A 24,651-nucleotide genomic window follows, 5' to 3' on the forward strand; every position below is an offset into this window, starting at 1 on the left:
TCGACTTACTTTTTAAAATGGGAAGGCTGGAACAAACATTTCTATCTGCCCCAGTCCCCTTACTTCTAATAACTGTGTTTTGCTAACTCGTCTTTAAAACGGGAATTCAATACTTTTAAATAAGTTCCCTTCATGCCTAACGAACGAGATTCAATGATTCCAGCTGATTCCAATTTTCGTAAAGCATTGACGATCACAGAACGAGTGATGCCGATACTATCGGCAATATTAGAAGCAGTCAGACGACCTTCATCTCCATCCAATGCTTCAAAGATAGCTTGTACAGCCTTCAATTCGCTATAAGATAATGTGTTGATTGCCATTTGGACAGCCGTTGCACTCCGTACATCTGCTTCGATGCTTCGAGACTTCTGATAAAGGATCTGCATACCGACAACCGTAGCTCCATATTCTGCTAAGACTAGATCGTCATCTGCAAACGATTGTTCCATACGAGATAAGATAATCGTACCCAAACGTTCGCCAGCTCCAAAGATCGGAACGACAGTCGTCAGACCAAATGGATATTTCTCTCTTGACTCTACCGGAAATGCAGTAATATCACTAGTAATTGGGATATTAGCTTCAGTTTTCATCAACTGTGCCACTGTATCAGTATAAGATTCAGGAAATTGTTTCTCAACAAACATTGTTTTGATTCGTTCATTGTTCACATCGTGACGTTCATTATAACCTAGTAATACCCCGTCACTTCCTATGATATAGGTGTTGCTGTCAAGAATACCACCTAGTGTGACAGCCATTTTATCGTAAGGCAAATCTGCTTGCATGTCAAAAGTATTCTTTTGCTGCAAAAGTGTGTTTATCTTGCGGGTTTTCGTTAGCAAGTCTGTCATTGTCGTCCTCCGATTTTTTATAAAATATAGCGACTTAAATCTTCATTTGCCGCAATTGAGCCAAGTTTGTCATCCACATATGCTTCTGTGATCGTTATTTCTCCCATTTGCATATCTGGTGCTTCAAATAATAGATCTTCTAGTAGTTTTTCCAAAATGGTATGCAGTCTGCGTGCGCCGATATTATCTGTGTCACGGTTGACATCGAAAGCGATTTGAGCGATCCGTTCAATTGCTTCTTTTGTAAACGTAACTGACACATTTTCTGTACCAATCAATGCTACATATTGTTTTATTAAAGCATTATTCGGTTCAGTCAGAATTTTCACAAAATCTTCAGCTGTCAAATCATCTAATTCTACCCGTATTGGGAAACGCCCTTGGAGTTCTGGAATCAAATCACTCGGTTTAGATAAATGGAACGCTCCTGAAGCAATGAATAAGACATGATCTGTTTGGATGATCCCGTATTTTGTATTTACTTGTGAACCTTCGACAATTGGCAATATGTCTCTTTGAACGCCTTCTCTGGATACTTCTCCAGATTGCTGTGATTTAGAAGTGATCTTATCGATTTCATCGATAAAAATAATTCCACTTTCTTCCGCTAATTTGATTGCCTCACTATGGATATCAGCATCCTTGACTAATTTTGCTGATTCTTCCTTGATCAATAACTCTAAAGCTTCTTTGACTGTTACCGTCCGTTCCACTTTTTTCTTCGGTGTCAAAGCACCTAGAGTTTCATTTAGGTCGATCCCCATTTGCTCCAATCCATTGTTCATCATTGGTGCAGGTTTCTTTTGGTCTTCAACTTCAATGGTTACTTCACGACTATCCAGTAAACCCTTTTGTAGTTGTTCCAAGACTGTACGGCGATTGATTCGAATATCTTCTGTCACTTCTTCTTGCGGTTCAGCGGTATTTTGCTGACTAGCATTAAAAAGATTCATCATTTGTTCAAATTGATTAGTGGATTGTTTCTGTTCTTTTTTTATACCAGGTACCAAGATTTTTACCAAACGTTTTTCTGCATTTTTTTTAGCACTTGTGTATACACGGCTGTACTGCTCTTTTTCTACGATTTGGATCGCATTTTCTACTAAATCCCGAACCATTGATTCTACATCTCTTCCGACATAACCGACTTCAGTAAATTTTGTTGCTTCGACTTTGACAAATGGTGCATTGACGATTTTTGCCAAACGTCGTGCGATTTCTGTTTTACCGACCCCTGTAGGTCCGATCATCAGCATATTTTTTGGTGTAATATCTTGTTGCATTTTTTCATCTAACTGCAAACGGCGATAGCGGTTACGCAAAGCAACGGCAACAGATTTTTTTGCTGCGTGCTGTCCTACGATATATTCATCTAATTCACTTACGATTTGTCTTGGTGTTTGTTTTAATTCATACATATCTACTCACCTCTTACAGTTCTTCTACGATAATATTATGATTAGTAAAGATACAGATATCTGCGGCAATATTTAACGCATTTTCTGCAATTTCTTTCGCACTCATGTCGTTTTGAGCATAGTTTTTCATTGCTCGGGCTGCAGCCAACGCAAAATTCCCTCCTGATCCGATAGCTAAGATACCATCATCTGGTGTGATAACTTCTCCTGTACCTGAAACAAGAAGCATTTCTTTATCATTCATTACGATCAGCATCGCTTCAAGTTTTTGCATAGATTGCTGTGTCCGCCATTCTTGAGCTAATTCGACAGCTGCGCGTTGTAGATTCCCGTTATATTCGTTTAGTTTGCCTTCAAATTTTTCTTCTAAAGTAAACGCATCTGCAACACTTCCGGCGAAACCTACAACAACTTCTCCATTGTAGATACGTCGTACTTTCTTTGCAGTGCCTTTCATGACAACAGATTCACCCATTGTTACTTGGCCATCTCCAGCCATAGCAAATTTCCCGTCTTTTTCGACGGCACAGATAGTGGTTGAATGAAATGGTGATTCGACCATGTTTGTTTCCTCCTAAATTTGTTCTTTTCCTTATTTTTACGCTCTTGGATGGAAAGAACGATAGTTTTTTTGTAAACTTTCTTTTGTTACATGGGCATAGATCTGGGTAGTCGATAAATTGGCATGTCCTAGCAATTCTTGGACTGTCCGCAAATCTGCCCCATTATTTAATAAATGAGTAGCAAATGTATGGCGCAGCATGTGAGGATGGATATCACTATCCAAACTGCTTTTTTTGATCATTTGATTCAAGACATATTCAATTCCAGTAGGCGTGATTGGTTTTCCATGATGATTCACAAAAACGATATCATGCTCTTCGTGATATTTTGTCATCAATACCTGGCGGCCTTCCCTGAAATATTCTTGCAGAGCATCTTGAGCAAAAGAACCTAGAGGAGCATATCTCTCTTTGTTCCCTTTACCATGGATCAACATGACCTCTGAATCAAAATCAATGTCTGATACCGACAAACTGCTACACTCACTTAAACGGATGCCTGACCCGTAAAGGACTTCCAGCAAAGCGCGGTTCCTCAAATCCAAAGGACTATCTCCTGCTACGCTGTCAAAAAGTGCTTGCATTTCATTTTCATAAAAAAAACGTGGCAGTCTCAAATTTTTCTTTTTGAGATGAACGTAAGAAAATGGATTTTCTTTTATCACTTCTTCTTTGAGAAGATACTGATAAAACGAACGTAGGCTGGCTATCTTGCGACTGATAGAATTTCTGCTATAGCTAGGACGATGATCAGCTAATGCACTCAAATAGACACGAACCGTAAAATATTCCGCCTTCAGCAGATCAGCGTCTCCATATTCCTCCAAAAAATGTTTGAAATGGAGAATGTCTTCTTCATATGCTTCTTTCGTTTTTTCTGAATATCCTCTTTCGACAATCAAATAACGCAAAAATTTTTGTTCCCACGTGGCTTCTGTCATTTTCTCACCTTCCTTTTGTCCCAGAGAATAATTTAGCACAGCGTTTATAAAAAAACAAATAAATTGTCAGAATTTAACCAATATTTCTAAGTTTGTTCACAATTGGTGCAATTCCTCACATTTTGTTTGAGAAATTCTTAAGAAAAACGCAAGAAAAAGAGCGAGACTATCCGTCTCACCCTCTTCATGGAGTTTCCTTACTCATTTGGGACTGCAGTTTTTTCTAATTCTGTTTTTATTGCCTCATTAGCTTTTAAAGCTCGTTGTGCAATTGCTTCATATCTTGCTTTTTTGTCTCGAATGCGCTCTGGCAGTTCAGGAAACAGACCATAGTTGGCATTCATCGGTTGGAAATGTTTTCCTTCCGCATGAGTAATGTAGTAAGCCATGCTCCCAATAGCTGTTTCTTGTGGAAACTCGACTGGTTCCATTTCTTTTGCTAAGCGTGCGGCATTGATTCCAGCAAGTAGTCCGCTCGCTGCACTTTCAACATAGCCTTCTACACCAGTCATCTGACCTGCAAAGAACAGATCTTCGCGTTTCGTTGATTGGTAAGTCGGTTTCAGCAATTCTGGCGAATTCATAAAGCTGTTTCGGTGCATCACACCATAGCGAACGAATTCAGCATTTTCCAACCCAGGAATCATCCGGAAAACACGTTTTTGCTCGCCCCATTTCAAGTGAGTCTGAAAGCCCACGATGTTGTATAAAGAAGCTGCAGCATTGTCTTGACGCAGCTGGATAACAGCATAAGGACGTTTGCCAGTTTTAGGATCTTCCAATCCAACTGGTTTCATAGGTCCGAAAAGCATCGTTTTGAATCCTCGCTGTGCCATTACTTCAATTGGCATACATCCTTCAAAATATTTTTCTTTCTCAAAAGATTTAAGTTCTGCCACTTCGGCATTGATTAGTGCCTCATGGAAAGCTTTGAATTCCTCTTCTGTCATCGGACAGTTCAAGTAAGCAGCTTCTCCTTTGTCATAGCGGGACTTCAAATATACTTTATCCATATCGATCGTAGCTTTGTCTACGATTGGTGCAGCTGCATCATAGAAATAAAAACCATCTGAACCATTGAATGCTTTGATGCTTTCTGCTAATGGATGAGAAGTCAAAGGTCCTGTTGCTACTACGGTGATTCCTTCCGGTATTTCAGTAATTTCTTCGTTTATCACTGTTACTAATGGATGCTCTTTGACTTTTCGGGTAATTGTTTCAGAAAAAGAATCGCGGTCAACAGCTAAGGCACCACCAGCTGGCACTGCTGTTTCATCTGCCGAAGTGATTACTACTGAATTCAATCGGCGCATTTCTTCTTTCAATAACCCTACTGCATTAGCCAAACTGTTTCCTCTTAATGAATTAGAACATACTAGTTCAGCAAAATTACTTGTGTGATGCGCCTCAGTCGATTTGACTGGACGCATTTCATATAAACGGACAGGGACTCCTGCTTGTGCGATTTGCCAAGCAGCTTCACTTCCGGCAAGCCCTGCTCCAACAACATTTACCATTTTCAATGAAAGAACCTCTTTTCTATTATTTTTGGATGTCTTCTTCGTAATCTCCATTTACACAGACTACTTGTTTACCGCCTTTGACTTTCTTCTCGACCAGATATCCGTCACATTTTGGACAATTTCTGCCCACTGGTTTATCCCAAGAAGTGAATTCACATTCTGGGAAACGGGAACAACCATAGAATAGTCTGTTTTTCTTAGATTTTCGTTCAATGACTTGTCCTTCATGACATACTGGGCAAGTCACACCGATTTCTTTTACGATTGGTTTCGTATTCCGACAATCAGGAAAATTACTGCAAGCATAAAACTTCCCATATTTCCCTAATTTTATCACCATCGGATGTCCACAGACATCACAATCGAATCCTGCTGGTTCATCTTTGATTTGAATTTTTTCGATTTTTTCTTCCGCATTCGTCAGTTCTTTTTCAAACGGTTTATAGAAACGATCAACCACTTTGACCCACGCTTCCGTGCCTTCTTCAATTTTATCCAAATCTCCTTCCATTTCTGCTGTGAAATGGATATCGACGATTTGAGGGAAGAATTCACAAATCAGTGAATTGACAATTTCTCCTAGTTCAGTCGGCTCAAATCTTTTTTGTGTCAATTTTACATAGTAGCGTCTTTGGATCGTATCAAGTGTTGGTGCATAAGTGGAAGGTCGCCCTACCCCGTTTTCTTCTAATGCACGAATCAACGTAGCCTCACTAAAACGTGCTGGTGGTTGAGTAAAATGTTGTTTTGGTTCAATATCAACAGATTGGACTACATCGCCTTCTTCAAGTTCTGGAAGAATATTTTCTTTCTCTTCTTTGCCGTCATCTCTACCTTCCACATACACTTGCATGAATCCTTTGAATTTGATTTTTGAACCGTTCGCAATGAAGATGACACCATTTTGTTCTAATGTCACTTTCATTGTATCTAAAATAGCTGGTGTCATCTGACTAGCCACAAAACGTGACCAGATCAATGTATAAAGTTTCAATTGATCTTTATCTAAATATTGTTTGAGTTCATCTGGTGTACGAAGCACACTCGTTGGACGCACAGCTTCATGGGCATCTTGTGCGCCTTGAGCATTTTTGATCTTTCGGTGATCATGTCTAGAAAATTCTTTTCCATACGTATCTTCAATAAATGCTGCGGCCTCTGCTTTTGCTGTATCGGCAATCCGGGTAGAATCAGTACGCATGTATGTAATCAAGCCGACTGTTCCTTGTTTACCCAAAGTGATTCCTTCATATAATTGCTGTGCTACCATCATGGTTTTTCTTGTTCGAAAGTTTAACTTACGGGCAGCTTCTTGTTGCAGGCTACTTGTAGTGAAAGGATTCGCAGGGTTTCTTTTGCGCTCTTTCTTTTCTACTTTTTTAACTTCGAAGTCTGTTCCATCAATTCTAGCAGTGACTTCTTTTACACTTTGTGCATCTGGTAATTTCTTTTTCTTACCGTCGATTCCCCAGAAATTTGCTTTGAATTTCTTGCGAGCTTTTTTAAAATTACCGTCGATGCTCCAATATTCTTCTGGAACAAATTCTCGGATCTCTTTTTCACGGTCAATAATAATTTTTAAAGCGACAGATTGGACACGTCCTGCACTTAACCCTTTCTTGACCTTACGCCAGAGAATAGGACTGATCGAATAACCAACGATTCTGTCTAAGGTACGACGAGCTTGCTGTGCATCTACTAAATCTACATCGATCGTTCTTGGTTCCTTAAAGGCTGCTTTGACTGCGTCTTTTGTGATTTCATTGAAGACCACCCGATTTTTTTCTTTCAGATCCAACCCAAGTAGGTACGCTAAATGCCAAGCAATCGCTTCTCCCTCTCTATCCGGGTCACTTGCCAAGTAAACTTTTTGAGCTTTTTTTGCTGCGGCTTTCAGGCTTTTGATGACATCGCCTTTTCCGCGTATAGAAATATAATGGGGTTCATAATTGTTTTCAAAATCGATACCCATTTTACTTTTCGGTAAATCTCTTATATGGCCAACACTGGCCATTACTTTATAGTTTCGTCCAAGATATTTCTCAATTGTCTTGGCTTTTGCAGGTGATTCTACAATCACTAAATATTTATACGCCATTACTGAATGGACTCCTTTCCATTGTCGTGTTCCTACTATTAAAAGAGGATTCATACAAATCGTAGCTAATCATATCCATTCAGAAAACGTTTGTCAAGAAAAGCAAATGAAAAGTATGGTGTTATTCTTTAAATTCTGCCAAGATATCTTCACCCGAAACCGTGCAAACTGCACCGTCTTGGATCAAATGATGACATCCGGTAGAATGTTCTGTTAAAATATTTCCTGGAACAGAAAAAACTGTTCTTCCAAGATCCAATGCTTGCTGTGCTGTTATCAGAGAGCCGCTTTTTTTCTTGGCTTCAAAGACACATGTTCCTTTAGACAAAGCTGCGATAATCCGATTTCTCATTGGAAAACGATGCTTTTTCGGGCCGGATTGAGGAGGATATTCACTCAAAAGAAGATGATCATTTGCAATCACCTCTTGCAAGTCACGATTTTCAGCAGGATAGACTTGCTCTATCCCTGTTCCAATGACTGCGATTGTCCGTCCACCATGAGAGATTGCTGCTTGGTGACCGTATGTATCTATCCCTTTCGCGCAGCCACTGACGATCACATATCCAGCTTCTATCACTGGTTTTAGTAAATAATAAACTGTTTTTTTGGCTAAAGCAGAAGTGTGTCTTCCACCAACAACGCTTAACATGTTACAAGAAAGTAAAGATAGATCACCATTATAAAACAGTACAATTGGCGGATAGGTCAAGTGAAGCAGCTGAGGGGGATATTTGGGATCAAAGCAAGTGATAAACGACTGTTTCGATTGGATTTTGCCCCAGTTAGCGTGAATTTCCTGCCAACTTTTGCGAAACAGCTCCCGATGTGTGGTTATTTTACCTATCTTAATGATGTCTTCAAATCCGATTTCTTTATAAGGATACTGCATCATCCAGTTAGCAAGTGCCCATTTTCCTTGACTACTGATTCCTTTTGTATAAGCAAGTTTCAATAAATTTTCTTCTATTTGATACATCATAAAACCGCCTTTCGTCTCTCTTTCTAATAAGATACGTAAAAGCGGCTGTTTTTTATTGTAAATATTTTTTTACAGGTGCAAAACTTTTACGATGGATTGGCGTAATTCCTTGTCGTTCAAGTCCTTCTAAGTGTTCCTTTGTTCCATAACCTGCATTATGCGAGAAACCATATCCAGGATAAAGCACGTCATATTCTTTCATCAATTGGTCTCGATATACTTTAGCAATGATACTTGCAGCAGCAATCGACACAGATCGTGCATCCCCTTTGATTATTTTTTCCTGCTGAATAGGCAAATCCAAGGTCATCGCATCGATTAACAAATAGCTTGGTACAATGGACAATTTTTCTACTGCTTGGATCATCGCTAATTTACTTGCTTCATAAATATTCACATCATCGATTGTCTGCTGATCAACGATCCCGATCCCGATTGCCAGGGCTTTTTCTTGAACTTGTTGATAAAGAAGTTCTCGCTTTTTCTCTGATAATTGTTTGGAGTCATTCAGCCCTAATATGATCTCATTTTTCGGCAAGATAACTGCAGCTGCCACGACAGGTCCAGCTAATGGTCCTCTTCCTACTTCATCAATGCCGGCAATCCATTGGTGACCTTGTGCGTACCCTTGCTTTTCAAAGCAAAACATTTCTTCATATTTTTCCTTAATTAATGCTTCCTTTTTCAATCGTCGTTCAAAAGAAGCCAGTGCTTGCTGCACGCCTTTGCGTGGATCATTTCTTAATGATTCTAGTGTAGGATCATCTATTCTCTGTATGCTTTTCAATCGTTCTTTGATACTTTGGATGGATTCAGTCATCACTTTTTTGCTCCATTTCTTCGCAACGATCCAGTGTGTATCGCCCAAGTTTTCCTTGGCGAATATCATGCACGACTAATTCGCTGCCGCGATCATAGTCTTCTTTATACCCACGTTTTGCTGTAATATCCATCAGTAATTCCGGTGCCAATTTTTCTTCTTGCTCGATTGATAAACCATAACGATCGCTGATTCTTCCTGAATAATATCGGGCAAAAAAGTCTAATCCGTAAATCGCTAAATCATCTAAATGGACAAGCTGGTCTTTGATCGCGCCTGTCAGCGCTAGTTTTTTGCCGATTTCTTCATCTTCAAATTTGGGCCATAAAATCCCTGGTGTGTCTAACAATTCCAACTCATTACCTAAACGAAGCCACTGCTGACCTTTTGTTACGCCAGGCTTATTTCCTGTCTGTGCAATTTTCTTGCCTACTAGTCGATTCATCAACGTAGATTTCCCAACATTTGGAATACCTAAGACCATTGCCCGAATAGCGCGAGGCTTGATCCCCCGAGCAGCATCTCTTGCCCGTTTTTCTTTCAATGCTTCTTTAGCCGCAGGTACTAGACCTTTAATTCCTTTACTTTCTTGTGCCGTGATAGCTAATGCAAGATGGCCTTGTTTACGAAAATATTCTTGCCACAGCTTTGTCTGTTGTGGATCTGCCAGATCCGCTTTATTCAATAAAACAAGGCGAGGTTTTTGCTGAATGATCTGGTCTAGCATTGGATTACGAGAAGATAAAGGTAATCGTGCGTCTACCAATTCAAATACGATGTCCACATATTTCATTTTTTCAGAAACTTCTCGTCGGGCTTTTGCCATATGTCCCGGAAACCATTGGATGGTCATTGTTCTCTCCATTCCTTTCATACCGGAATATTCCCCGGCTTTACTTGTTTTTTTCTTTTTCAATATAAATTCACTTTTTTATTATAAAGAAATTCCATCTATTAGTTAAGTGAAAATGAACCAGTCCTCATTCTACCACATCTTCACTTTTTTGATGATGTAAATTTTTATTTTGGTTTCTATATATGAATCTAAATTTTTGACAGCGTTTCCTAAATAAGAGATGATAGACGAACAAAACAGAAAGGAGACGAAACAAATGAATAGTATGGTTTTTGTTAATTTTCCTGTTGCTGATGTCAATCGTTCCGTTGCTTTTTATGAAAAGCTGGGTTTTAAAAAAAATGAAGAATTTTCTACTGAAGAAGCTAGTTCAATGGTATGGGATGACACTTTTTGGGTAATGCTTCTCTCTCATGATTTTTATAAAAAATTTATAAAAGATAAAGAAATAGCTGATAATAAAAAAACAAGTGGTGCTTTGATTTCGTTTAGTGTTGAAAACGCGGATGAAGTAAAAAAATTTGCTCAAATTGCAAAAGAAAATGGTGGTACTTTCCACGAAGTAGATATGGGAATGCCTGAAGAAGAAATGTTTTCATTAGAAGTCCAAGATCTAGACGGAAATACATTAGAACCCGTATGGATGAAGATGTAAGCAGATAACTAATCTGACGTTTTTTATAACAAAAAAACAAAGGCGGATGATACGATAAGTATTCTCCGCCTCTATTTTTTTCATTCGTACAATCTCTTTTTTACAGTTTATAAAAGCAGTCTTCTCACCCTTTTTTTAATTGTTAAATGCCAGTGTATGTAAATCACCAATGTGTCATGACACATTGGTGATTTTATGGTATCCTTTTATTATTAACTGACAAAGGAGAGAATATTTTGAACACTTTGATTGCAAAAGACGTTTTTAGATTGCCCGAAATGAATGCAAGATTGTTGTCGACCTCTGCTCTTTTATTAGCCCTTGATGTCATCTTATACAAGATAGCGATTGGTCCTGCTTATTTTCAAATCACATTCGGATTTTTAAGTATGGCGCTTATGGGTTATCTATATGGACCGATCTGGGCTGGTTTGCTTGAAATGTTGTCGAACACTTTAAATTTCACGATATTTGGTTCAGGAACGTTTCAAGCTGCTTTTCTTATCACGGCTTTCCTTGGGGATTTATTAATGGCTTATTTTTATATCATAAAAAGATAAACCTGCCTTCCGTCATCGCTGCCCAATTATTGATTATGATCCCAGTCAGCCTTTTTATCAATTCTTGGCTGATGTCTGTTTTGTTTGGTGCAGATTTCAAAGTGATTTTTCTAGGTAGAGTCATCAGGAATATGATCCAAATCCCTATTCAAATAATGGTTGTTTATTCATTTATCAAAACTTTAGAGGCTAGAAAAGTGTTTAAACGAGCTGTTTGATTTTACGTACTAAGGTAGTAAACTGATTTTGGATTAAACAATAAAGCGTGCAGTCTGTTGAGACTGCACGCTTTATTGTTTCTCACTGGATCCATTTTATTTCATCAAGTGGATAATAGACAAATCTTGCTTTACCTAGAATATCAGTTTTATTGATCGTGCCAAACGAACGACTATCTTTTGAAACTCTTCGATTATCTCCAAGTACAAAATAATTATCTTCCGGAAGCTTGGATTGTCCCGTTAGCTCTTGTAGTGTAAAGTCCGTCGTATAGGATGCATTTGCATGATCTGATTTCAGGTTTTTAGTTAGATAAGGTTCCTTAACTACTTTCCCATTGATCTTCAATTGATCATTTTGGTAGCTGACATTTTCTCCTGGAAGACCGATTACTCGTTTGATATAAATCGTGCCATCTGCTAATTGAAAAACAACAATATCAAATCGTCTGATCTCCGAAAATTTTTCCATCACAACCATATCACCTTGCTTCAACACGTTTTCCATTGAATTGCCTTCCACTGGTACCGGGATGAATAAAAATCCCCGCAACATGAACGCAAGGAATACAGAAACAAGTAAGTATTTGAATACAAGCCAGAAGCGATTAATATAGCGTTGTTTTTTTGTCAATCTCTATCAATCCATCCCTCGTTTTTTCATTCTTTCTTTATTATAAGAAAAATATCAAAAAAATGCGACTAGATAGCTGAAATAAAAATAATTCTTTCAATTAGGCTATTGGACAAAAAACTTTTTTGATCATAAAGTACAAAACTATCTCTTATATGTCATGATTATTTTCTAAATATTTTTCCCATGCTTCGTCAAAGATATCCATGGATGGCAAATAGTCGACATTCAGTTCCAGATAATTAGAAATTTCTTCGTAGCTAGAGCTGTGCTTAGGAAATTGGATGTCTTTACCGGCTTCTGTAGCGAAAACAGATAAAGCATCATGTATGCCAGCGCCTCGCAGTGTCATTAAATAATGAAAAAAGCTTCGATTCACCCTTCGTTCCTCCAATTTTCTTCGATAAAGGCAGCCCGGCGTGCATGGTTTCTTTTAAAATTTTCAGGATGCTTTTTATAATACTCTTGATGGTCTTCTTCTGCTAGATAAAATGGTTGGGCTGGTTCGATTTTTGTAACGATTGGCTGTTCGAAACGTCCACTTTCAGCTAACTGTTTCTTACTTTTTTCAGCAATGATCCGCTGTTCTTCTGTCAAATAAAAGATCACCGGGCGATAATTGTCACCGCGATCCTCAAATTGTCCGAAAGCGTCAGTTGGATCAGTTTGCTGCCAGTAAAGTTCTACTAATTGTTCATATGAAATCAATGTTGGATCATAGATAATCTCCACTGCTTCTGTATGTCCAGTCGTTTGGCTTTTTACTTGTTCATAAGTCGGATCTGGTACATGCCCTCCAGTATATCCTGACATCACTGTATGGATAGCAGGAAGCGTGTCGAAAGGCTGGATCATACACCAGAAGCAGCCTCCTGCAAATATTGCTCGTTCCATTATGTTTCCCCCTCTAATACTACTCCTCCGATGATTTTTTATTTTCTTTTGTCTTGCTTTCAGTACTGCTGGTGCTAGTTTTGTTGGTATTTGAGTTGTTTGAAGCATCAGAGGTATCTTTTGGCAAATATAGACTAAACCGAATGTCATCATTTACTAAGTCGATTTTATCTGCTTTAATATACATCCCGTTTTGCATTCGGAATTGATCCAACCTAAGCATGATAGTCAGATCATCTGTATTGACTTCGATCCAATCTGGTAATTTATAGTTTCTCTTGATCATATTCATCACATCTTTGATTGGCAAACTCAATGTTCCGATAGAAAGACTTCTAGCTTTTAGTTGGACATTTCCGTTTTCCATCACATACGGATCAAAATATAAATAGAAATCGATAGGAAAACCTAGTACTTCGAAAGTACCATTGAGTAGTGCTTCATTTTCCAAATAAAATTTATATTCAATATCACTATCTTTTTGATACTCACTAAGGAAAAAGCTGATGATTTGATTGACTTTTTCTTTATTTGAATTGATCGTTAAGACAGGATCTCCTTGTCTTTCCGTAAGAGCTGGTATTTCTGGGAGTTCTGGTTCCCGATTAGCAAAAATACGGCTGCCTAAAAATACGGTCGAACCAAGTACTACCCCAAGAAGGATAAGGAAGGCGAATTTCCAGTAATTTGTTTTCTTTGTTTTGTTTGAAGATACGTCAGATCTTGTTTTCATGTTTATTGATCATCCTCCTTCTCTAGCCATTGGTTTTGTGTCTCGATCAGCTGATCTCTCACTGCATTTGCCATCAATTGATAACCTAAATTATTTGGATGGAAATGATCTTCTTCATAGAGCACATTATTTTTGATGCCATTTAGATTTTCTGTCGTGCTAGTTGTTTGATCTGTTCCTTCTTCTGTGACACCTACTTCCTGATTCAATCCTTGATAAAGCAAATCATTGATTGGGATAAAGTAGCAGTTCGGCATTTTTTTCGTCACCGTCTCTGTTCCTTTGTTCCAATTATTTACAATTGTCTGCATGTCAGTGATCTCAGGAAAGTTCAAATAAAATGGATTGTAGATACCTAAAATATAAATAGGTGCGGTTTTATTGAGGGAACGAAATTCTTCCAATAGTTCTGTGACATTTTCCTGATAGTTTTTCAGTGGTTTTTTAAAGGAATTGACCGTTAACCCGAATAAATTATTTTGGATAACTTTCATCAAATCATTACCGCCAACAGTCAGTGTGATAAAATCAGCTGTTTTGATATTGTTTCGAATTTCTTCTTTTGTTTTTACTCGCTTTAAGATCTGGTCACTTCGTTCACCATTTACACCATAGTTTTCTGTTTCAACCGCAGTCAAATTATAACGGTCTTTTAGATCATTTGCGACAAGGGGAACGAAGCCTCCTTGTTTGGTTTGATCTCCTACTCCTTCAGTCAGCGAATCCCCGATAGCTATGTAGTGAAGTTTTTCTTTTTTATTTGGATCTTCTCTCACAGTAGTTACTGGTTTCATTAGAGGGCCAGCTTTCGGTATGGAAGCAGCTAGACCAGCATAGATGATGATCGCAATTAATAATGGGAACAAAACGAGGATCAAATGTCGTTTCGTTAATTTCATCTTTTCACCTCTTGTATTCGATTGGTCTAATGTTATCAAAAATTTTATCAAAAAGGTAGTCTTTATGAAAAAAGAAAATAATTATTTTCCTATTTTTACAAAGAAAAAGAGAATAAGCTAAAAGCCTTGCAGGCTGAGGGCTTATCCTCTTTTCGACTAATCTACATAATACATGATTGCAAACGCGTCTTTACCAGTATGCGTAGCGATAACCGGATTCGTATGCAGTACAGGGATATGCATGTCCGGGAATAATTCTTGCAAACCCTCTTTGAATTCTTGCGCCAATTCTTTTGCATCCGCATGTGAAATACCGATTTGTCGCACATTTGGCAATTCTTTCAGTTCATTTTTCAAATTATTAAACCATTTATCGAACGTTTTCTTTCCTCGCCCCTTAGTTACAGGGATTAATTCAGAATGGGCGAAATTCATCACCACGCGTATGTTCAAAACACTAGACAGCAAACCAGTTGTTCGGCTGATTCTTCCACCTTTTACCAAGTTATCTAGTGTGGATATTCCGATGTATAATTTTGTATTGTCTTGTACTTTTTTGACTTCTTCAAGGATTTCCTCTACTGTTTTACCTTCTTTTGCTAATTCAGCTGCTCGAATTACCTGAAAAGATAATCCTTGGTCAGTGGTATCACTGTCGATAACCGTTACTTTCGTTTTTGTTAGATTACTGGCTTGTCTTGCTGCTTCTACTGTTCCACTCAAGCCTTTTGTCATATGGATCGAAATCACTTCACTGCCGTCTTCTCCTAGCTCATCATACATCGAGATGAATTCTCCAATCGGTGGTTGGCTTGTTTTGGGCAGATTTTTTGCTTTCGCCATCATTTCCATAAATCTTTCGCCGTCTAGTTGGTCATCATCGGGATATACTGTTCCGTCGATCATGATGGATAGCGGCATGACACGAATGCCTAAAGCATCGCGTACATTTTTTTCCATCGTACATGAAGAATCTGTTACGATTTTTACATTTGTCATTATTTTCTCTCTCTCTTTCTTTAACAAGATGCCTTATTCATGTTAAACTACATGTAAGACAATTTCTATTTTTAGTATAACAGACAAATAATGATTTTTCATTAATTACACCTAGTAAAGGAGCCGTTTTCATGGAAAAAACGAAATTTAATCGAACGTATGAAATATTAAATGAAGTGTTTAATGCAGTCACCCATGGAATTGGGACTGGATTGAGTATCGCGGGACTAGTGGTTCTTTTAGTAAAAGGTGCCCACTTGCATTCCTCCCTCCATATTGTCTCTTATGCTATCTATGGATCGATGATGATTCTTTTATTTTTAACGTCTACTTTGTTTCATTCATTGATTTTTACAAAAGCAAAAAAGGTGTTCCAAGTATTCGATCATAGTTCGATTTTTCTTTTGATTGCAGGAAGTTATACTCCTTTTTGTTTGCTGAGTATCCGAGGATGGCTAGGTTGGACTTTATTTGTATTAATCTGGTTGTTTGCGATTCTTGGCATTATATATAAAGCGTTGACGTTGCATAAACGGGAGAGAGTATCAAAAGTATCTACGATCATCTATATTTTTATGGGGTGGCTCTGTGTCGTGGCTGCTGTTCCTCTTTATCACTCTCTTGGAATGACTGGTGTTATTTTGATGGTAGCAGGCGGGCTTTCTTACACGATAGGCGCATTCTTTTATAGCTTGAATTCTATCCGCTATATGCATGTTGTTTGGCATTTGTTTGTTATGTTAGGTGCAGGTTTTATGTACTTCTCTGTTTTATTCTTTACTTAATAAAAAAAATAAAGCTATGGATGGGACAGCTCTAAATAACAGCTAGTCTATCCATAGCTTTTTTATATCGTCAATTCGCCTGTCCCGTTTTTTAAAGGATTCTCATTACGCTGATACGTTTCAAATTGATGCGGATAACGATTTTTTTCATCTATTTCTCCTTGACTAGTATTGATCAGTGACCAATCAGACCAGTCAACAGGTGGAAAATAAGCATCTCCATCGAATACATGATGGATGACTGTACGGTATAATATCGTACAAAATGGCAGAAATTCTTGATAAACAGCTGACCCTCCAGCGATGAAAAAGATACCATCTGTTTCTTTTTCCAGAGCAAGCACGTCTTCCACACTATGCATGACATGCACGCCTTCTGCTTTATAGGAAGAATCTCTCGTCAAAACAATCGTCTGACGATTCGGCAACGGACGGCTACCCATCCCTTCGAAAGTTTTTCGTCCCATCACTAGTGTATTTGCTTCTGTCATTTGTTTGAAGAATTTCAGATCATTTGGCAAACGCCAAGGAAGACGGTCTTCTTTTCCAATCAATCCGTTTTCATCCTGTGCCCAAATTGCAGCTAACATTTTCTCATCCTTTCTGATTCTAAACAGCGATAGGAGCTTTGATCGCCGGATGTGGGTCATATCCTTCTAATTGGATATCTTCCATCTCAAAATCAAATACTGACTGCTTTTCCTGATTCAAAACTAAAGTCGGAAATGCGCGTATTTCTCGGCTCAATTGTTCTTTCATTTGTTCGATATGATTGATATAAAGATGAGCGTCTCCTAATGTGTGAACAAATTCGCCAACCGCTAAACCTGTTTCATGTGCAATTAGGTGAGTCAGCAACGCATAACTTGCAATGTTGAACGGAACGCCTAGAAACACATCCCCACTGCGTTGATACAATTGGCAGCTTAGCCGTCCCTCTTGAACATAAAATTGAAACATCGTATGACAAGGAGGCAAAGCCATGCTAGGAACATCTTCCGGATTCCATGCAGAAACGATCAATCTTCTAGAATCAGGCGTCTTTTTGATTGCTTCGATCACTTCTTTGATTTGATCGATAAAGCCACCGTCTTTTGTTTCCCAGTGACGCCATTGATAGCCGTAGATGTGTCCAAGATCGCCGTATGTTTCAGCAAAGGAATCATCGGTTAGGATCTTCTCGCAAAAAAGCTTGCTCTGCTTTTTATATTCTTCATTGAATTCAGGATCTGTCAAACATCTATGGCCAAAATCAGTCATATCTGGTCCATTATAGTCTGGACTTTTGATGTAGCGTTCAAATGCCCATTCATCCCAAATATGGTTTTTATTTTGTAATAGATAGCGGATATTCGTATCTCCTTTTAAAAACCAAAGCAATTCGCTTTTGATCAATCCAAAAGGTACTCGTTTCGTTGTTAACAAAGGAAACCCTTTTTGCAGATCAAACCGCATTTGGTATCCGAATAAGCTTAATGTGCCTGTGCCTGTTCTGTCTTCTTTACGATGCCCTTCTTCCAACAATTTTCTTCCTAAGTCAAGATACGCTTGTTCCATCCTTTTTCCTCCTAATCTTCTACCCATTCACTCAAGTATTCCCACCGTGCCATTTTTTCTTCAAGTTGTGCTTCTGTTTCAGATACGTCGTTTTGCAATTCTTGTAATCGAGTGAAATTATCTCCTTGATGATTCATCTCTTCTTGGAGCAATGAGATTTTTTCTTCAAGTTCTGCAATCTCATCTTCAATCGTTTCCCATTCTTTTTGTTCCATGTAAGATAATTTCTTCTTTTCAGCAGGTTCCTTGCTCTGTATTTTTGGTTTCGCTTTTTCAGCAGGCTGCTGGGTCTCTTTTTGCTTCAGTAAATAACCGGACATGTTTCCGTAATAAAGTTCTTGTTTTCCGTTTCCTTGGAATACTAATAACTTATCTGCTACCTTGTCCAAGAAATAACGGTCATGGGAAACAGTGATCACAGCACCTGGAAAACTTCTAAAATAATCTTCCAAAATCGTCAATGTTGCTATGTCCAAATCATTGGTCGGTTCATCCAATAATAAAACATTAGGTTGCTGGATCAGCAGTTTCAACAAAAATAACCGGCGTTTTTCTCCGCCTGAAAGTTTGCCTATCAGTGTCCCATGCATAAATCTTGGAAATAAAAATCGTTCAAGTAATTCTGCTACTCCGATTTGACTGCCATCCGCTGTTTTTGCTTCTTCAGCAGCTTCTTGTAAGTAAGCAATCATCCGTTTATCTGGTGCCATTTCTTCATTTTCTTGTGTATAATACGCAAGATGAACCGTTTCACCGATAGACATTGTACCGCTATCCAGGGGAATTCTGCCAGCTAGAATATTAAGCAATGTCGATTTTCCCGCACCATTTTTACCAGTAATACCTAGTCTTTCCCGAGATTGAATCAGTAAATCTAAATGTTCTAGCAGTGTTTGGTCATTTATACGGTAACTGCCATCTTTGATTTCCAGTACTTTTTTCCCTAAACGTTGTGTCGCTAGGTTCATCTCTAAATCATCTTCTTGATTTACTTGGTACAAGTTCTCCTTTAGATCTTCGAAACGGTTGATCCGTGCTTGCTGCTTGGTGCCACGTGCCTGTACGCCAGCCCTCATCCAAGCTAATTCCTGTTTATAAAGCCGCTTGCGCTTTTCTTCTTGTTCTACTTCTACACGATCACGTTCTGCTTTTTCTAAGACGTAAGCTTCATAATTTCCTTTGTACTCGTATAATTTTCCAAATGAAAGTTCGAAGATTCGGTTTGCTACTCTATCTAGAAAATAACGATCGTGGGTAACCATCAATAGGGCGCCACGGTATTGTTTCAAATAGTTTTCCAACCACTCGATCGCTTCATAATCTAAATGGTTTGTTGGTTCGTCTAGTAATAGTAAATCGGGTTCATCAATCAACACTTGCGCCAGACTAACTCGTTTTTTCTGACCACCTGATAAAGTACTGATTTTTTTATCTAATTCACTGATTCCTAATTTTTGCAAAATAATCTTTGCGTTGGTATCTGTAGTCCAAGCATCTTCTTTATTCATTTGTTCTTCTGCTTTAGCATAACGTTTTTGCACATCAGGGTCTTCTCCGTTTTCCCCTAGTTCGATCAATGCTTCCTCATATGCTCGAACAGTTTGGATCAAGGGGCTGTTTCCTTGAAAGACTGCTTGGAGAACAGTTAATTCATCGGAAAATTCAGCTGCTTGAGAAAGATAACCAATACGGTAATCAGTTGGATAAAACACTGTTTGCCGATCACCGTCGCCGCTATCGATACCGGCAATAATATTTAAGAGACTTGTTTTACCCGTCCCGTTCGTCCCAATCAACCCGATACGGTCTTTTTCGTGGACCAAAAAAGAAATCTGGTCAAACAAATCTTTTTCACCATAAGTTTTTTTGAGGTCAGTTACTTTTAATTCTTTCAACATGTTCCCTCCTTATCTTGGATATTGTATCATAAAAATAGTGAACTTCAGGAAAATTTTTTTGGTATTTGTTCTTTTTGTGTTCTCAAAAAAAGAACAGGACCGATTCGATCCTGTTCTGATATGTTTTGTTTTTTATAAAACTTGAAAATTTTTACCTTTTTATTTTAATGGACTCGTTTTTTTGACTTTGCTCGAAAAGCAAATCGGAAAGAAAAGTTATCAGATGGTTTGTTCATCGTATAAGATTCTAACAAATTGATATTCCTGCGATAGCTGTTCGCAGAAAACGTCGTGATTTTCTCAGCAACTTCATATTCATCAATGATTTTTCTTTCAAGATAATAACCTCTTAGCATTTTTTTCGTAAACAGACTATCTTGCTGGATCATCCACGAAGAAATCAAATTCCCCGAGTTCATTTTTATTCCTTCAAGTTTGCGTTGCTGGATAAAAAATTGAACCATCGTTTCATCATAAATATCAGTCAAGTTATCTAAACTTTCAATAATCAACTGAGTATTTTTTTGATATGTCTCTCTGATTTCTTGGATATCTTCATCACTAATAAATGTCTGACGATCAGCATATCTTCTTTGCCAAAACATTTTCGGATGGAGAACGATTCGCATTAACCTACGGACAACAATGAACCAAAAGCCGATAAAAGACAAAATCTGGCTTGTGATAGAATGTTCGAATCGAGAAAGAAAACGGGAGTAAAAACGATAACCATTAGAAGAAAGCTTGCCCGAACGATAACTTTCATCCAATCCATCCCGTTCGATCGACAAAATCAGTGCTTGTATTTCTTGTACTTCTTGCTTTTCATCATCGGTTAAATCTTCCAAGTACAGATCACGTATCCGTTCTTGATAATTTTCTATCACTGCTTCAGTGGCTAAAAATTCTTTTGTATTACGATCAATTTCCTTTATTTCTTTTCGCAAAACTTCAACGACCTCTTCTAAAATCATCAAAGCATTCAAATCCGTGCTTTTCGCTTCCTCTGTTTCCGTCAGCATAGGCAAGACAATGATCCCTATGACCAAAGTCACTAAGATAACACCCGCCGTCAGGAACAAAAGCAAAGACCGCTGGTAAAACATCATATTATTGATTGAAAATGGCAAAATAAAAATCGTAGCCAAACTGACTGTTCCCTTTACACCGCCAAATGTTAAGATCAAGATCTCGTTCAACTGTTTTTTGAACTTTTTGCTGCCATCTTTGAATACATAAAAAAGACTGATAGAAATGAATCTGATCACAAAAAGCATGACAGAGATCAATACGATAATCGCTAATAAAAGACCGTTTGGATATAAACCGTCTCCCCATACTGGCGAGAACACTTGCGTCAATTCGATTCCTAAAAATATAAATACTAATGCATTCAGTGTAAAAGCAATAGTTGTCCATGTACTGTGGGACAAGCTCGACAATTCTGCATCAAACACAGAGATTTTCCTAAAACCAGAAGCTTGGAGAATACCTGCTGCCACTGCAGCAATGATTCCAGATACATCAAATGCCTCTGCCAATACATAGGCTAGAAAAGGAAGCAAAAGTTCGATCAGCAGATACCCTGTGACATCTTGTGCTGATGCTTTTTCGATCAAATGAATTATTTTTTGTTTGAACCAGACAAGCAAAAAGCCGATCAAAGCTCCCCCAATACTAGAAACTACTAGACTCATCCCCGCGTTTACTGCTGAAAAAGATCCGGTGATCAGCGCACCAAGAGCAAACTGGAAGGCAGTAACACCTGATGCATCATTCAAAAGACCTTCTCCTTCCAAAATATGCATCGCCTTTTTAGGGATATTCACTCGTCCAGAAAGAGAACTGACTGCTACCGCATCTGTCGGACCTAACGCTGCTCCAAAAGCAAAGCAGGCAGCAAGTGGGACACTTGGCAATAGGAATGATAATGTCGCACCTACCCCGACAAGGGTCAAAATGACTCCTCCAAATGCCAAAAACAAAATTGTCCCGAAATTTTTGAGAATCGAAGAAATATCTGCTTTTTCTCCTTCTCTAAATAACAATGGTGCAATAATCATAACTAAGAACAATTCAGGTTCAAAATCGATTGATTGTCCCCACTCTGTCAGACCTAATACCACTCCAAGGAAAATTTGGATCAGTGGAGCTGGAATCATTGGCAAAATGCGGCTAGCTATGTTCGATAAGGTGATCGTTACTGCAAATACAATAACTAACTCAGCAAATTCCATCGTCCATCCCCTTTATTTTTTATTTTGTGTAAGCATTTTTAAAAATTGTTCTTTTTTCTTTAAAATTTTGGTTTCGACTACTTCAACCTGTGTTTGGTTTCCCTCTAATTCACACTGTACACGTTTTGACTCCAAACGAAGCAGATCATGTTTCAGACGTTCCAACTGACGATACATCAATATATTTCTTTTACGCAACTTACAAAGTATTTGACGGCGGTCATCCATCGAAAGGGCGCCATAGCGATCATGCAACAGTTTTTTTTGTTGTTCAAAACTCTCTCTCATTTTCCAGATCTCCTATACACAAACTTCCATCATTATAGCAAAGTTCTTTTTGGATGAAAAATATTTCATTGTTTCATCGTTTATTGCTAGTTAGAAATTTCCATAAATTTTTCAACGCTCATTCTATTCCAAATAGTATCAGATATCAAGTAAAACTTAAGAAAGATAAAAGTTTCTGACAAAAGGATGTTTACTTTTCCATTCCTGCCTTTCTTGTTCTTTTATCACAACAAAAAAATGGGGCTGCGACAAAAATCTTGTCACAGTCCCTTATTCTGAATAAACGGTGTGCAAGAGACAGCCTATCAGTAGTAATAAGACACATCTCTTTCACAGCCTCATTTTTGCGTAAAAATCGATTTATTCGAAAAATTCCCCGTATACATCTTCTACACGTTGATCTGGATTGATCACGATATACAAGTTACCTGTTTTTTCGCTGATTTTTGTTGATTGATATTGATTGTCTAATCCTTCTGTTCCTTTATCTAGATATGGGAAGTACACAAGATCAGGTGTGCCATTTCGGTAAAGGATTTCCATTCGCTCGATATCTTCGTATTTCAATGCGCGATTAAACATGCCCATTTCCAGTCCGCCTAGGTTGATATCATGTGTCGCAACTGCGTCCCCTTCATGGAAGATTTCGATTTTAAATCCAGCACACGGATGGATTTCAACAAATTCACTGCCATTGATTCGTCCAAAACTTGTTGTGATTTGTTTAATCCAAAGATCACCGATATGACGGCGGTTGATCGTCCAGGTTTCTCCATTTCTAAAATAAAATTTTAGCGCTGTCATTTCTTTACTCATTAAAAAGACTCCTTTATGATGTAATTTATTCTTGTACTACCTCAGTTTAGCACAAATTTATGTAAGTGGTCACATCTTATGTTTTTTCTTCTAATGACGTATCTGCCCACTTTAAGTAGCCAACAAAGCTGAGCAGATACAGTCTAGTGTTTTTTAAATCAATTTTTCTTTCGATAAAAAATCCAAAACCTGTTTTTTATCATTTTTTATTCTTTGTTCTACGACGGCTTTTTCAGCTAATTGCAAAGCTTCACTAACCCACTTACCAGGTTTTTTTCCAGTTTCTTCTAGCAAGATTTTACCATCTACTGCTAATTCGCTTAATGACTTGATAGGTAAACGATCATAGGATTCTCCTACGGCATCCATCTGAGGTGTTTCGTCAAAATAGATCATCAATTCTTCTACTTGCAGTGCATGTTTTTTGCCTAAGAAGTACAATTCGAATGGTTCCAAAGCTCCAGTCTCTCGTTGTCGTAGTCCTTGGACAAGTGCTTGAACGTCTTTAATCATTTGGTTAGAACACTTCCACGATTTCAAAAAGGAACGAATCTCATTTTCTTTTAGATCCAGTTGGCTGATCAATAATGTCCATGCTTGGCTCTCTTCTTTCAATGTGACGGATGGTAATTCAGCAAAACGTAAAAGTGCTTCGCCTTGTTCTTTCAAACCGGGACAGCAAATGTAGCACTCTGTTTCAATAAATGCATGGATTCCCGCGGCTCGTTCATTTCCCAAGAGCATCTTGATGAATTCCACATTTATACGTTCTACAGATATTTTACCTAATAGCTCGTGGTTTTCTTTGATGGCGTAGAAGGTTTCTTCCTCTAATTTGAACCCTAGTTGACTGACAAAACGCAACCCGCGCATCATTCGTAAGGCATCTTCATGGAACCGCTCATGAGGATTGCCTACAGCTCGCAAGATCTGTTCTTCTAGATCTTGCAGACCATCGAACAAATCGATGATTTCTCCATCTTCTTTCAAAGCAAACGCATTGATCGTAAAATCTCTTCTTTTCAAATCTTCTGCCAACGAACGAACGAATTCGACATGATCTGGTCTGCGGTAGTCCTGATAAGTTGATTCCGTCCGAAATGTGGTGATCTCATATTGTTCATCATTTTCTAATACCAACACAGTTCCATGTTCGATCCCAATATCTATCGTTTTTGGAAAAAGCTGTTTGATTTCTTCTGGAAATGCGCTTGTTGCGATATCCACATCATGGATTGGCTGGTTCAGCAAGATATCACGAACACTTCCACCTACAAAATAAGCTTCATATCCTGCATTCTCTAATTTTTTCAGAACTGGAATTGCCTTTTGGTATTCCAGAGGTAATTGTTTTAATTTCATTTTTCCAACCTTTCCTGCGTGTTTCTTGTCCTGAGATAAAGACTCAGTTGCATGGTGA

Annotated in this window: 24 protein-coding genes and 1 pseudogene; 3 read left to right on the forward strand and 22 right to left on the reverse strand. The window is 38.2% G+C overall.

Annotated features, from left to right (window positions below; genetic code table 11):
* Positions 1-65 precede the first annotated feature (65 nt).
* From codY to ylqF, 9 genes are all read right to left on the reverse strand, one after another.
* Positions 66-857, reverse strand: coding sequence for a GTP-sensing pleiotropic transcriptional regulator CodY (gene codY, locus OS138_RS05810; protein ID WP_002290223.1), 792 nt, complete (start codon positions 855-857; stop codon positions 66-68).
* A gap of 17 nt (positions 858-874) precedes the next feature.
* Complete coding sequence (gene hslU / locus OS138_RS05815) at positions 875-2,275, reverse strand: ATP-dependent protease ATPase subunit HslU (protein WP_002298110.1); 1,401 nt, start codon at positions 2,273-2,275, stop codon at positions 875-877.
* A gap of 13 nt (positions 2,276-2,288) precedes the next feature.
* Positions 2,289-2,837, reverse strand: a complete 549-nt coding sequence (gene hslV, locus OS138_RS05820) for an HslVU peptidase proteolytic subunit (protein ID WP_002288419.1) — start codon at positions 2,835-2,837, stop codon at positions 2,289-2,291.
* Between the two features lie 36 nt (positions 2,838-2,873).
* Positions 2,874-3,779 carry a tyrosine recombinase XerC gene (gene xerC / locus OS138_RS05825; protein WP_325069822.1) on the reverse strand — a complete coding sequence of 302 codons (906 nt, stop codon included), beginning with the start codon at positions 3,777-3,779 and terminating at the stop codon, positions 2,874-2,876.
* Between the two features lie 197 nt (positions 3,780-3,976).
* Entirely contained in the window at positions 3,977-5,353 is a 1,377-nt protein-coding gene (gene trmFO, locus OS138_RS05830) for an FADH(2)-oxidizing methylenetetrahydrofolate--tRNA-(uracil(54)-C(5))-methyltransferase TrmFO (protein WP_016627889.1), read from the reverse strand.
* Positions 5,322-7,400 (reverse strand): type I DNA topoisomerase, encoded by a 2,079-nt coding sequence (topA, locus tag OS138_RS05835; RefSeq protein WP_002288411.1) that lies wholly within the window; start codon positions 7,398-7,400, stop codon positions 5,322-5,324. Before topA ends, trmFO begins: the two co-directional genes overlap by 32 nt.
* A gap of 121 nt (positions 7,401-7,521) precedes the next feature.
* Positions 7,522-8,379 carry a DNA-processing protein DprA gene (gene dprA / locus OS138_RS05840; protein WP_104857729.1) on the reverse strand — a complete coding sequence of 286 codons (858 nt, stop codon included), beginning with the start codon at positions 8,377-8,379 and terminating at the stop codon, positions 7,522-7,524.
* 55 nt (positions 8,380-8,434) lie between these two features.
* Entirely contained in the window at positions 8,435-9,202 is a 768-nt protein-coding gene (locus OS138_RS05845; RefSeq protein WP_002296990.1) for a ribonuclease HII, read from the reverse strand.
* Positions 9,195-10,055 (reverse strand): ribosome biogenesis GTPase YlqF, encoded by an 861-nt coding sequence (ylqF, locus tag OS138_RS05850; RefSeq protein ID WP_002296988.1) that lies wholly within the window; start codon positions 10,053-10,055, stop codon positions 9,195-9,197. The genes OS138_RS05845 and ylqF overlap by 8 nt, the downstream gene beginning before the upstream one ends.
* Positions 10,056-10,314: 259 nt before the next feature.
* Between ylqF and OS138_RS05855 the strand changes: the two genes are divergently transcribed.
* Positions 10,315-10,713: a VOC family protein gene (locus OS138_RS05855; protein ID WP_325069824.1), complete on the forward strand. Its 399-nt coding sequence runs from the start codon at positions 10,315-10,317 to the stop codon at positions 10,711-10,713.
* A 236-nt stretch (positions 10,714-10,949) separates the two neighbouring features.
* A pseudogene (locus OS138_RS05860) lies at positions 10,950-11,491 on the forward strand (folate family ECF transporter S component).
* Between the two features lie 82 nt (positions 11,492-11,573).
* Here OS138_RS05860 and lepB read toward each other — a convergent pair.
* The 6 genes from lepB to OS138_RS05890 all read right to left on the reverse strand — a co-directional run bounded on the left by lepB (position 11,574) and on the right by OS138_RS05890 (position 15,650).
* Positions 11,574-12,125 carry a signal peptidase I gene (lepB, locus tag OS138_RS05865; protein WP_002294418.1) on the reverse strand — a complete coding sequence of 184 codons (552 nt, stop codon included), beginning with the start codon at positions 12,123-12,125 and terminating at the stop codon, positions 11,574-11,576.
* Between the two features lie 151 nt (positions 12,126-12,276).
* Complete coding sequence (locus tag OS138_RS05870) at positions 12,277-12,504, reverse strand: YozE family protein (protein WP_325069825.1); 228 nt, start codon at positions 12,502-12,504, stop codon at positions 12,277-12,279.
* A complete protein-coding gene (gene msrA, locus OS138_RS05875) occupies positions 12,501-13,019 on the reverse strand; it encodes a peptide-methionine (S)-S-oxide reductase MsrA (RefSeq protein WP_325069827.1) in 519 nt (172 codons plus the stop codon). Before msrA ends, OS138_RS05870 begins: the two co-directional genes overlap by 4 nt.
* Before the next feature lie 19 nt (positions 13,020-13,038).
* Positions 13,039-13,752 (reverse strand): YpmS family protein, encoded by a 714-nt coding sequence (locus OS138_RS05880; protein ID WP_325069828.1) that lies wholly within the window; start codon positions 13,750-13,752, stop codon positions 13,039-13,041.
* 2 nt (positions 13,753-13,754) lie between these two features.
* Positions 13,755-14,651 (reverse strand): SGNH/GDSL hydrolase family protein, encoded by an 897-nt coding sequence (locus tag OS138_RS05885; RefSeq protein WP_002288395.1) that lies wholly within the window; start codon positions 14,649-14,651, stop codon positions 13,755-13,757.
* A gap of 156 nt (positions 14,652-14,807) precedes the next feature.
* Complete coding sequence (locus tag OS138_RS05890; RefSeq protein WP_002298122.1) at positions 14,808-15,650, reverse strand: DegV family protein; 843 nt, start codon at positions 15,648-15,650, stop codon at positions 14,808-14,810.
* A 131-nt stretch (positions 15,651-15,781) separates the two neighbouring features.
* Here OS138_RS05890 and trhA point away from each other — a divergent pair, with 131 nt between their 5' ends.
* Positions 15,782-16,435 carry a PAQR family membrane homeostasis protein TrhA gene (trhA, locus tag OS138_RS05895; RefSeq protein WP_002288393.1) on the forward strand — a complete coding sequence of 218 codons (654 nt, stop codon included), beginning with the start codon at positions 15,782-15,784 and terminating at the stop codon, positions 16,433-16,435.
* A 62-nt stretch (positions 16,436-16,497) separates the two neighbouring features.
* On the opposite strand, the gene OS138_RS05900 is transcribed toward trhA, so the two are convergent.
* The 7 genes from OS138_RS05900 to OS138_RS05930 form a co-directional block, all read right to left on the reverse strand.
* The gene (locus tag OS138_RS05900) at positions 16,498-17,025 is read right to left on the reverse strand and encodes a dihydrofolate reductase (RefSeq protein WP_325069830.1); all 528 of its coding nucleotides are present in this window, start codon (positions 17,023-17,025) and stop codon (positions 16,498-16,500) included.
* Positions 17,026-17,044: 19 nt separating this feature from the next.
* A complete protein-coding gene (locus OS138_RS05905; protein ID WP_002298126.1) occupies positions 17,045-17,992 on the reverse strand; it encodes a thymidylate synthase in 948 nt (315 codons plus the stop codon).
* 11 nt (positions 17,993-18,003) lie between these two features.
* On the reverse strand, positions 18,004-19,887 hold the full coding sequence (locus OS138_RS05910; RefSeq protein ID WP_325069854.1) for an ABC-F family ATP-binding cassette domain-containing protein: 1,884 nt from the start codon (positions 19,885-19,887) through the stop codon (positions 18,004-18,006).
* A 167-nt stretch (positions 19,888-20,054) separates the two neighbouring features.
* Complete coding sequence (locus tag OS138_RS05915; RefSeq protein ID WP_002319403.1) at positions 20,055-22,127, reverse strand: cation:proton antiporter; 2,073 nt, start codon at positions 22,125-22,127, stop codon at positions 20,055-20,057.
* A gap of 12 nt (positions 22,128-22,139) precedes the next feature.
* Positions 22,140-22,415 carry a hypothetical protein gene (locus OS138_RS05920; protein WP_002290188.1) on the reverse strand — a complete coding sequence of 92 codons (276 nt, stop codon included), beginning with the start codon at positions 22,413-22,415 and terminating at the stop codon, positions 22,140-22,142.
* A 360-nt stretch (positions 22,416-22,775) separates the two neighbouring features.
* Positions 22,776-23,231 (reverse strand): hypothetical protein, encoded by a 456-nt coding sequence (locus OS138_RS05925; RefSeq protein ID WP_002290187.1) that lies wholly within the window; start codon positions 23,229-23,231, stop codon positions 22,776-22,778.
* Between the two features lie 153 nt (positions 23,232-23,384).
* On the reverse strand, positions 23,385-24,593 hold the full coding sequence (locus OS138_RS05930) for a CCA tRNA nucleotidyltransferase (RefSeq protein WP_325069831.1): 1,209 nt from the start codon (positions 24,591-24,593) through the stop codon (positions 23,385-23,387).
* Positions 24,594-24,651: the final 58 nt, after the last annotated feature.

This window comes from Enterococcus sp. E5-37, from assembly GCF_035726925.1.
GTDB classification, from domain to species: domain Bacteria; phylum Bacillota; class Bacilli; order Lactobacillales; family Enterococcaceae; genus Enterococcus_B; species Enterococcus_B faecium.